Below are 10,230 nucleotides of genomic sequence, written 5' to 3'. Positions count from 1 at the left end.
AGGCTCGGCATGCCCGTAATCCGCCATGGATTTGGGGGGCCGCCTAAGATCAAAAACACAGCGAGGCGGCCTAGTAGCCGACCTGATCGATGAAGCGTGCGCGGTCCCCTGTGGGAGCTGGCTTGCCTGCGATGGCATCAACTGGGTGTGCCTGATGTACCGAGGTGTCAGCATCGCAGGCAAGCCAGCTCCCACACTTTGAACTGAGATCGACACAAAAAATCGGTCGGCTTTCAGGCCGCCGCGCTCTGGCTTTTGATCTGGGGTCGCCCGGTCAAACACGCTGGCCGAACGCAGGCTTGAATCCGTGGGTAACCCGGCAGGACGCCGGGTTAGCCGCCCCGCGCCATGGATGGCGCGTGGCGGCGGCCCACGGATTCAAGCCTGCTTCGGGCACACCGAGCCTAGGCGAGGTGCCGAGTGTTGGGGCGAGGACCTTTTGGTTACTTTCGGGTCCCTCCAAAAGTGACCCGCTGTAAGAGCGGAACCCTAAGCCGCCGTTACCGCAGCAACGGATATGTACACCAAAAATAAACCCAAAACACGCTGATACTTTTCCCAATCTCAACTGGCAAACACATCAACCCCACCCCACAGGCCCCCCACCCATGCTCGTGATCCGCAGCGCACTGCTCAGCCTGGCCCTCACCAGCGCCGCCATGGCCGCGCAGTTGGACGCTGTCACCCTGCACGCCTACCACATCACCCCCGGCCCCCTAGGCGCCACGCTGTCGAGCTTCGCCGTGGACGCCGGCATCGCCCTGTCGTTCCTCCCCGCCCTCACCGAAGGCCTCACCAGCCCCGGCCTGTCCGGCACCTACTCGACCGAAGAAGCCGTCACCCGCCTGCTCGCCGGCAGCGGCCTGGAAATGGTCTTGCGCGAAGACGGCAGCTACACCCTGGTACAACGCCGCGTCACCCTGTCACAAACCACCGTCAGCGCCACCGAGCAGCGCGCCGACAGCCTGCCACCGGCGTACTCCGGCGGCCAGGTCGCCGTCGGCGGGCGCCTGGGCATGCTCGGCAACAGCGACGTGATGGACGCCCCGTTCAGCGTCAGCACCTACACCGCCGCGTTGATCAAGGACCAACAGGCCACCACCGTCGGCGACTTGCTGGAGCGTGATTCCTCGGTGCGCTCCACCGGGCAGACCGGCGGCATTGTCGATTCGTTTTTCATCCGTGGTTTCCCCGTCGGCGAAGGCAATCTCGGCGAGTTGGCCTTCGACGGCGTGTACGGCGTAGCGTCCAACTACCGCGTATTCACCGAATACGCCGAGCGCATCGAAGTGGTCAAGGGCCCCGGCGCCTTGCTCTACGGCATGTCGCCCAACAGCGCGGTGGGCGGGGTGATCAACGTGGTGCCCAAGCGTTCCCTCGACGAAGACCTCACCCGCTACACCGCCAGTTATGCCCAGGATTCGCACATCGGCAACCGCATCGACATCAGCCGCCGCTTTGGCGACGAGCGCCGTTTCGGCCTGCGCCTCAATGGCGGCGTGCAGCAAGGCAACACGGTGATCGATGACCAATCCCGTGAAGTCGGGATTGGCGCGCTGTCCCTGGATTATCAGGGCGAGCGCCTGCGCACCAGCCTGGACCTGATCTCCCAGGAAGAAGAGTTCGACGCCGCATCACGCCCGTTCCTGATCGCCCCCGGCGTGGCCATTCCCGCCGCCGCCAACGGCCGCACCAACGTCAGCCAGGATTGGGGCTGGTCGCGCACCCGCGACAAATCCGCGTTGCTCAGCGGCGAATATGACCTCAGCGACAGCCTGACCCTGTTCGCCCACGCCGGCGGCGGCAAATCGGCGGTGGCGCGCATGTCCGACCAGACCCCGAAAATCATCAACGCCGCCGGCGACACCGATTCGACGCCGGGCTATTACCGCTTCGAAGTGCAACGCTACACGGTGGACGCCGGCGCCCGCGTGCGTTTCGACACCGGGCCGGTCAGCCACAGCACGGTGGTGCAAGCCAGCCGCTATCGCGATGAGCTGTCGCGGGGGATTATTTCCGGCGCCTCGGTGCTGTCGAATATCTACCACCCCATCGACCGCCCCAAGCCGTCGATTGCCAAGCCGGATGCGCCGAAAGTCTCCGCCACCGAGCTGTCCGGCGTGGCCATCGCCGACACCCTGTCCGTGCTCGACCAGCGCGTGCAGGTCACCGTGGGCCTGCGCCAACAGCGCATCCAGTCCAACAACTACAACAGCGCCGGCGCGGTGACCACGGCCTACGACGACGGCAAGACCACGCCGCTGTTCGGCGTGGTACTCAAGCCGTGGCAGCACGTGGCGTTCTACTACAACTACCTCGAAGGCCTGAGCAAGGGCGACGTGGCGCCGTCCAACGCGGCAAATGCCGGGGAGATCTTTGCGCCGTATGTGTCCAGGCAGCATGAAGTGGGGGTCAAGCTCGACTACGGCACCTTCATGTCCACCCTGGCCCTGTTCCAGATCGAAAAGCCCAGCGGTGAACTGGCCGCCGGACGCTTCTCGGTGCAGGGCGAACAGCGCAACCGTGGCCTGGAATTGAACCTGTTTGGCGAAGTCGCCCCAGGCACCCGCCTGCTCGCGGGCGTGACCCTGCTGGATGCGCAGCTGACCCAGACCGGCATTGCCGCCAATCGCGGTAATAGACCGGTGGGCGTACCCGAGGTGCAAGCCAACCTGTGGGGCGAATGGGACACGCCGTGGGTCGACGGGCTGACGTTGACCAGTGGCGCGATCTACACCAGCAGCCAATACGTCGACCAGGCCAACACCCAACGCCTCGATCCCTGGACGCGCATCGATGTCGGCGCGCGCTACAGCACGCGCATCGCCGAGCGGCCGACCACGTTCCGCGCCACGGTGCAGAACCTGTTCGACCGCGAATACTGGTCCGGCGTGGCCTCCTACGGTGCGTTCTCCCAGGCGTCGCCACGCACCCTCCTCCTCTCGGCCACGGTCGATTTCTGATACCTGCAAGGGCTCCCATGATGCTTTCGATTGTTCGACGCGGCCACGTCCTGGCGGCGCTGTTGTTCACCGGGTTGTTGGCAAACCTGCCGGCGTTGGCGGCACCCACTACGGTCACCGACCTGCTCGGGCGCCAGGTCAAGGTCAACCTGCCGGTGCAACGGGTGATTCTCGGCGAGGGCCGCCAGCTGTACCTGGTGGCCGCGCTGGACACGCACAACCCCATCGAACGCATCGTCGGCTGGCGCAAGGACCTGATCCAGTCCGACCCCGACACCTACAACGCCTACCTGCGCAAATTTCCCGCCATTGCCAGGATCCCCACCTTTGGCGGCTTTGAGGACGGCACCTTCGACATCGAACAAGCCATCTCCCAGCGCCCCGACGTGATCATCCTGAATATCGAGGCGCAACACGCCACCGAGGATGCGCGCTATATCGAGAAGCTCGACGCCCTGGGCATCCCGGTGGTGTACGTGGACTTTCGCAACCAGCCGATGACCAACACCGAGCCGACCATGCGCCTGTTCGGCCAGCTGTTCGGCAGGGAGCAGCAGGCCGAGGCGTTTATCGCGTTTCGCAACAGACAGATCCGCCGCGTTACGGACGTGATCGCGGCGCAGCAACCCGCGCGCCCGGCGGTGTTTATCGAGCGCATCGGCGGCTATACCGACGATTGCTGCCTGAGTTTCGGCAATGAGAACTTCGGCCTGTTCGTCGAGATGGCCGGCGGCAATAACATCGCCAAGGGCATCATCCCCACGACGTTCGGCCAGTTGAACCCCGAGCAGGTGATCGTCGCCAACCCGGCGCAGGTGGTGGTGACCAGCGCCAACTGGGAGGCGTTCGCGCCGGGTGGGCATTGGGTGGGTGTCGGCCCCGGCGCCGACATGGCCGAGGCCCGGCGCAAGCTGGCGTGGTACACCGCGCGCCCGGCCTATGCCGGGATCAAGGCCCAGGAAAGCCAGGCCTTCCACGCCATCTGGCACCAGTTCTACAACAGCCCGTACCAGTTCGTGGCGATCCAGCAATTGGCCAAGTGGTTTCACCCGACGCTGTTTGCCGACCTCGACCCCGAAGCGTCCTTTCGCGAACTGCACGAGCGCTTCCTGCCGGTGCCGTATGAGCCGGGCTACTTTGTGAGCCTCAAGCCATGACCGTCACCTACCGCCGCCTGGTGCTGCGCAAACGCCTGATCCTCTGCGCCCTGGCCGTGCTGTTGCTGGGCAGCGTGCTGCTCGACCTCGCCCTGGGCCCGGCGCGCTACAGCCTCAGCGAAGTGCTCGGCGCCCTGCTCTCGCCAGACAGCGCGGCCCCGCAAGTGCGCGTGGTGATGTGGGACATCCGCCTGCCCGTGGCCCTGATGGCCGTGGCGGTGGGCGCCGCGCTGTCCCTGGCCGGGGCGCAGATGCAGACCATCCTCAACAACCCGCTGGCCAGCCCCTTTACCCTCGGCCTGTCCGCCGCCGCCAGCTTCGGCGCGGCCATGGGCCTGGCGTTTGGCGTGGCGTTGTTTCCGCTGGCGGCGCAGTACATGGTGCCGCTCAACGCGTTCATCATGGCCATGCTCTGTGCGTTGCTGATCCACTTCCTCAGCCTGCGCCGTGGCGTCACCGCCGAAACCATCGTGCTGCTGGGCATCGCCCTGGTGTTCACCTTTAATGCGCTGCTGGCGCTGGTGCAGTTCTTTGCCACCGAGCAAGCCGTCGCCGCCGTGGTGTTCTGGACCATGGGCAGCCTGACCAAGGCCACCTGGCCCAAGCTCGGGGTGATCTGCCTGGTGATCCTGATCACCCTGCCGATCTTCGCCAAGCGCGCCTGGGCCCTCACCGCCCTGCGCCTGGGCGATGACAAGGCCGCCAGCTTCGGCATCAATGTGCGCAGCCTGCGCTTCCAGACGCTGATCATGGTCAGCCTGCTCGCCTCGTTCCCGGTGGCGTTTGTCGGCACCATCGGCTTTATCGGGTTGGTGGGGCCGCACATCGCACGGATGCTGATCGGCGAAGACCAGCGCTTCTTCCTGCCCGCCTCGCTGCTGACCGGCGCGCTGATCCTGTCGGCCAGTTCGGTGGTGAGCAAAACCCTGATCCCCGGCGCGATCTTCCCGATTGGCGTGGTCACCTCGCTGATCGGCGTGCCGTTCTTTATCTCCCTGATCCTCAGCGGGAAAAAAAACTCATGGTAAGTATCCAGCTGGACGACGTGGGCGCCTGCTACGGGCCGCGCACCATCATCCGCGGCGTCAGCACCGCGCGGTTTGTCGGCGGCCAGGTGGTCGCCGTGGTCGGCCCCAATGCCGCGGGCAAATCCACCCTGTTCAAGCGCATCGCCGGGCTGATCGACGGGCCGGGTGAGGTGAGCCTGCAAGGCTCGGCAAAGGGCTTGCAAGGCATCAGCTACATGCCCCAGGGCCTCAACGCCAGCGCCCGGCTGACGGTGTACGAATCGGTGCTGCTCGCGCGCAAGCAACTCGCACCGGGTTGGACGGTGCACGATAACGAACTGCGGTTGGTGGATGAAATGCTCGACGCCCTCGGCATCCGCGACCTGTCGTTTCGCAACCTCGGCGAACTCAGCGGCGGCCAGCAACAGTTGGTGTCCATCGCCCAAACCCTGGTGCGCGAGCCCGAAGTGCTGCTGATGGACGAACCCACCAGCGCCCTCGACATGCACCGCCAGGTCCAGGTGCTGAACTTTATGCGCGCCCTCGCCCGCCAGCGCCAGGTCATCGTGTTTATCGCCCTGCACGACCTCAACCAGGCCCTGCGCTTCGCCGACCAGGTGCTGGTGATTGCCGACGGCACGGCCCAGGGCAGCGGGCCGAGCCATGAGGTGATCAACGAGGCGATGTTGCGCGCGGTGTACAAGGTCGAGGCACGTATCGAGCGGTGTAGCCGGGGGCAGCACCATATCCTCATCGACGACATTGTCTGACTGACCCATTCCTCGCGAATCCTTGCCTGATCCTGCGGACTTGACGACAGCCGGCCACATGGCCCTTGCGCGGTGGTCTAAAGTTCGACACTAAGCGGCCAACGCATTTCCTATCAAATAAAGGCCGCACCTACCGTCGATCAGCAGGTGAGCCATGGAATTACGAATCAACCAGACGACCTACCAGGTCGATGCTGATGCCGATACCCCGTTGCTGTGGGTCATCCGCGATGACCTCGGCCTGACCGGCACCAAGTACGGCTGCGGCCTGGCCCAGTGCGGCGCCTGCTCGGTGCTGGTGGACGGCAATGTGGTGCGCAGTTGCGTAACCCCGGTGGCCGGCGTGGTCGGGCGTGAAATCACCACCATCGAGGCGATCGAAGCCGATGCGGTGGGCAAGCATGTGGTCGCGGCCTGGGTCGAGCATCAGGTGGCGCAATGCGGGTATTGCCAGTCCGGGCAAGTGATGGCGGCCACGGCGCTGCTCAAGCACACCCCCAAGCCCAGCGCTGAGCAGATCGACGCGGCGATGGTCAACCTGTGCCGTTGCGGCACGTACAACGCGATTCATACGGCGGTCAACGACCTGGCCCAGCAGGAGAACGCCTGATGAAGACGCGCGATGACTTTTTCGATGGCCCGGTGAACCTGTCGCGCCGGCATTTCCTCGCGAGTACGGCGGTGGGTGCGCTGGTGATCGGCTTCGGTTTGCCGCTGGGTTCGCCCAGGGTGCAGGCCGCCACCGCCGAACGTGGCACCCAGGTGCCGGCGTTCCTGGAGATTCGCCCGGACGGCAGCGTGCGCTTGCTCAGCCCGTTTATGGAAGGTGGGCAAGGCACGCACACGGCGATGGCGCAGATTGTCGGCGAAGAACTGGACGCCGACCCCGCCACATTCACTGTCGAAGCCGCGCCGCCTGGCGAAGCCTATGTGGTGATGGAAAACGGCATGCGCATCACCGGCGGCAGCATGTCGGTGCGCATGAGCTACCCGACCATGCGCCGCCTCGGTGCATTGGCGCGGGCCATGTTGTTGCAGGCCGGCGCCGAGCAATTGAACGTGCCGCTGGCCGAACTGAGCACCCAACCCGGCCGCGTGGTACACGCCGCGTCCGGGCGCTCCCTGGGCTACGGCGAGTTGGCCGGGCGCGCCCTGGACATGCCGGTGCCGGACCCGGCCACCATCACCCTGCGTGATCCGAGCCAGTTCCGCTGGATCGGCAAACCGGTGCGCCGCGTCGATGCCTACGACAAATCCACCGGCAAGGCGCAATACAGCATCGACTTGAAGGTCGACGGCATGCTCCACGCCGCCGTGCAACACGCGCCGCGCCTGGGCATGACCGTAGGCAGCCTGCGCAACCAGGCGCAGGTCGAAGGCATGAAAGGCGTGCATTCGGTGCACCAGTTGCCTGGCGCCGTGGCGGTGGTGGCCGAACGTTGGTGGCACGCCAAGCGTGCGGTGGAGGCGATCCAGGTCGATTGGCAGGAAGCCGGTGCCGACGCCAACGTGCGGGTGATGCCCGCCGACTTTTCCAGCGATGGCTGGCGCGACGTGCTCGCGGCCCAGCAAGGCCCGGCCCGTGACGATGAAAACGAAGGCGATGTCGCCGCCGCGCTGAAAGGCGCCAAGACCCGCGTCGAGGCCACCTACCACAACCAATACGTCAACCACGCCCAGCTGGAACCGCCGTCCGCCCTCGCCCGCTTCAACGCCGACGGCACGCTGGACATCTGGCTGCCCAACCAGGCGCCGGACATGTTCCGCGCCGACATCGCCAAGCGCGCCGGTCTCGACCCGGCGCAGGTCAATCTGCACTCGCCGTTGCTCGGCGGCTTTTTTGGCCGGCACTTCCTGTATGACTCCGCCAGTCCGTATCCCCAGGCCATCGCGCTGGCCAAGGCGGTCGGCCGGCCAATCAAGCTGATCTGGAGCCGCGAAGAAGAATTCCTGCGCGATGTGCTGCGCCCGGTGGCGGTGGTCAAATTCCGCGCCGCGCTGGATGAAAAAGGCTTTCCCGTGGCCATCGAGGCGGTGAGCGCCACCGAAGGCCCCACCGAAGCGATTGCCGGCAAACAGGGCGACAAACTCGACCCCACGGCGTTGGAAGGGTTGTCGGGCAAGTCGTATGCCATCCCCAACAAACGCATTGCGCAGATCTACGTCAAGGGCCCGGCGATGCTGGGCTACTGGCGTTCGGTGGGCAATTCGCTGAATGACTTTTTCTATGAAGCGTTTCTCGATGAGCTGGCCGACAAAGGCGGCCACGATCCCTATGAGTTGCGCCTGCACCTGCTGCGCGACAACCCACGGCTGACCACCCTGCTGCAAGCGGTGGGTGAGTTGTCCGGCGGTTGGAAACGTGGGCCGTTCACCGCCGCAGACGGCAGCCGCCGGGCGCGCGGCGTGGCCATGGCGTCGCCGTTTGGTTCCCACGCGGCGGTGATCGCCGAGGTGTCGATTGAGCAGGGCCAGGTCAAGGTGCATGACATCTGGGAAGCGATTGATCCGGGCAGCATCGTCAACCCGGCGATTGTCGAAGCTCAGGTGAATGGCGCGGTGGCGCTGGGCTTGTCCCAGACGCTACTGGAGGAAGCGGTGTTTATCGACGGCAAGCCACGGGCGCGCAACTACGACCTGTACCCGATTCTGCCGCCGTCGCGGATGGCGCGGGTGCATGTGCGGATTGTCGAGAGTGGCGAAAAGATGGGCGGCATTGGCGAACCGCCGTTGCCGGCCGTCGCACCGGCCGTGGCCAATGCGGTGGCGCAGTTGACCGGCCAGCGCATCCGCAGCCTGCCCATGAGCCGTCACACCTTCAGCTAACCGCCAGGAATTGCCCATGAACAACCGTCGATTCGCAAGAACCGCAGGCTGGCTGGTGCTGCCCTGCCTGGTCGCTGCAGGCGTGCTGGCCTGGTATGTCACCCGCCAGCCCGCATCACCCTTTGAACAAACACAAAGTGCTGACGCCGCATTGGTCAGCCGCGGCGAGTACGTCGCCCGGCTCAGTGACTGCGTGGCCTGCCACAGCCTGCCGGGCAAGACGCCGTTCGCTGGCGGCCTGGAGATGGCCACGCCGTTGGGGGCGATTCACGCCACCAATATCACCCCGGACCGGGAGCACGGTATCGGTGACTACACCCTGGCCGATTTCGACCGTGCGGTGCGCCATGGCGTGACGCCGGATGGAAGACGGCTGTATCCGGCGATGCCCTACCCGTCTTATGTGAAGCTCAGCGACGACGACATTCGTGCGCTGTACGCGTTCTTCATGAAAGGCGTGCAACCGGCCAGCGAGCCGAACATCCCCAGCGACATCCCCTGGCCGCTCAACCTGCGCTGGCCCATCGCGCTGTGGAACGGTGTTTTCGCGCCGAGCAAACCCTACGCGGCCAAACCCGAACAGGACGCCCTGTGGAACCGTGGCGCGTATATCGTGCAAGGCCCCGGCCACTGCGGCAGTTGCCACACGCCGCGCGGGTTGGCGTTCAACGAGAAGGCGCTGGACGAATCCGGCGCGCCGTTCCTCGCCGGCGCCCTGCTCGACGGCTGGTACGCACCGAGCCTGCGCCAGGACCCCAACACCGGGTTGGGGCGCTGGAGCGAGCCGCAGATCGTGCAGTTCCTCAAGACCGGACGCAACGCCCATGCGGTGGTCTACGGCTCGATGACCGAAGCGTTCAACAACTCCACCCAGTTCATGCAGGACGACGACCTCGGCGCCATCGCCCGCTACCTCAAGTCCCTGCCCTGCGACCCACAGCGTGACGGCACGCCGTGGCAATACCAGCCAGCCACCGCCAGCACCGGCCCGGGCGCCCACACCTATGCGACCCGTTGCGCGTCCTGCCATGGCCTGGACGGCAAGGGCCAACCCGAGTGGATGCCACCGCTGGCCGGCGCCACCTCGGCCCTCGCCAAGGAAAGCGCCTCGGCGATCAACATCACCCTCAACGGCTCGCAACGGGTGGTGGCGGCGGGTGTGCCGGACGCCTATCGCATGCCGGCGTTTCGTGAGCAGCTGTCGGACCAGGAAATTGCTGAAGTCCTCAGCTATATGCGCATCACCTGGGGCAACCACGGCGGCGCGGTGGATGCGAAGGCGGTGGGCAAGTTGCGCGGGCATACCGATCCGGCGAGTAGCAGCCCGATCATTTTGCATATGCGCTGACACCAGCCAGTCGATCGTTCCCACGCTCTGCGTGGGAACGATCGACGAACACCGCTCAAATGTGGGAGCTGGCTTGCCTGCGATAGCGGTGGACCAGGCAACATCTCCGCCAGCAATGCCGCCGCCATCGCAGCCTCGCTAAAGCTCGACAGCTCCCAC

Annotated in this window: 7 protein-coding genes; all 7 read left to right on the top strand. The window is 65.5% G+C overall.

Annotation, left to right across the window (positions count from 1 at the left end):
- Positions 1-608: 608 nt before the first annotated feature.
- The 7 genes from B348_RS0115075 (at position 609) to B348_RS0115045 (ending at position 10,071) form a co-directional block, all read left to right on the top strand.
- Positions 609-2,963, top strand: coding sequence for a TonB-dependent receptor (locus B348_RS0115075; RefSeq protein WP_017736910.1), 2,355 nt, complete (start codon positions 609-611; stop codon positions 2,961-2,963).
- A gap of 20 nt (positions 2,964-2,983) precedes the next feature.
- On the top strand, positions 2,984-4,120 hold the full coding sequence (locus B348_RS0115070; protein ID WP_026136802.1) for an ABC transporter substrate-binding protein: 1,137 nt from the start codon (positions 2,984-2,986) through the stop codon (positions 4,118-4,120).
- The gene (locus B348_RS0115065; RefSeq protein ID WP_017736908.1) at positions 4,117-5,148 is read left to right on the top strand and encodes an iron ABC transporter permease; all 1,032 of its coding nucleotides are present in this window, start codon (positions 4,117-4,119) and stop codon (positions 5,146-5,148) included. The genes B348_RS0115070 and B348_RS0115065 overlap by 4 nt, the downstream gene beginning before the upstream one ends.
- On the top strand, positions 5,142-5,897 hold the full coding sequence (locus B348_RS0115060) for an ABC transporter ATP-binding protein (RefSeq protein ID WP_017736907.1): 756 nt from the start codon (positions 5,142-5,144) through the stop codon (positions 5,895-5,897). The genes B348_RS0115065 and B348_RS0115060 overlap by 7 nt, the downstream gene beginning before the upstream one ends.
- A 154-nt stretch (positions 5,898-6,051) precedes the next feature.
- Positions 6,052-6,507: a (2Fe-2S)-binding protein gene (locus B348_RS0115055; RefSeq protein ID WP_017736906.1), complete on the top strand. Its 456-nt coding sequence runs from the start codon at positions 6,052-6,054 to the stop codon at positions 6,505-6,507.
- Positions 6,507-8,723, top strand: coding sequence for a xanthine dehydrogenase family protein molybdopterin-binding subunit (locus B348_RS0115050; protein ID WP_017736905.1), 2,217 nt, complete (start codon positions 6,507-6,509; stop codon positions 8,721-8,723). Before B348_RS0115055 ends, B348_RS0115050 begins: the two co-directional genes overlap by 1 nt.
- A gap of 16 nt (positions 8,724-8,739) precedes the next feature.
- The gene (locus B348_RS0115045) at positions 8,740-10,071 is read left to right on the top strand and encodes a cytochrome c (protein ID WP_017736904.1); all 1,332 of its coding nucleotides are present in this window, start codon (positions 8,740-8,742) and stop codon (positions 10,069-10,071) included.
- The last annotated feature ends 159 nt before the right edge of the window (positions 10,072-10,230 follow it).

The sequence above is a fragment of the Pseudomonas sp. CBZ-4 genome (assembly GCF_000346755.1).
Lineage (GTDB): Bacteria > Pseudomonadota > Gammaproteobacteria > Pseudomonadales > Pseudomonadaceae > Aquipseudomonas.
This window is presented reverse-complemented; position numbering and strand designations above follow the sequence as displayed.

Excerpts from the sequence above, each read along its gene's own strand:
- B348_RS0115070 (WP_026136802.1), top strand. The coding sequence starts at position 2,984 with ATGCTTTCGATTGTTCGACGCGGCCACGTCCTGGCGGCGCTGTTGTTC.
- B348_RS0115075 (WP_017736910.1), top strand. The coding sequence starts at position 609 with ATGCTCGTGATCCGCAGCGCACTGCTCAGCCTGGCCCTCACCAGCGCC.
- B348_RS0115055 (WP_017736906.1), top strand. The coding sequence starts at position 6,052 with ATGGAATTACGAATCAACCAGACGACCTACCAGGTCGATGCTGATGCC.
- B348_RS0115050 (WP_017736905.1), top strand. The coding sequence starts at position 6,507 with ATGAAGACGCGCGATGACTTTTTCGATGGCCCGGTGAACCTGTCGCGC.
- B348_RS0115045 (WP_017736904.1), top strand. The coding sequence starts at position 8,740 with ATGAACAACCGTCGATTCGCAAGAACCGCAGGCTGGCTGGTGCTGCCC.
- B348_RS0115065 (WP_017736908.1), top strand. The coding sequence starts at position 4,117 with ATGACCGTCACCTACCGCCGCCTGGTGCTGCGCAAACGCCTGATCCTC.
- B348_RS0115060 (WP_017736907.1), top strand. The coding sequence starts at position 5,142 with ATGGTAAGTATCCAGCTGGACGACGTGGGCGCCTGCTACGGGCCGCGC.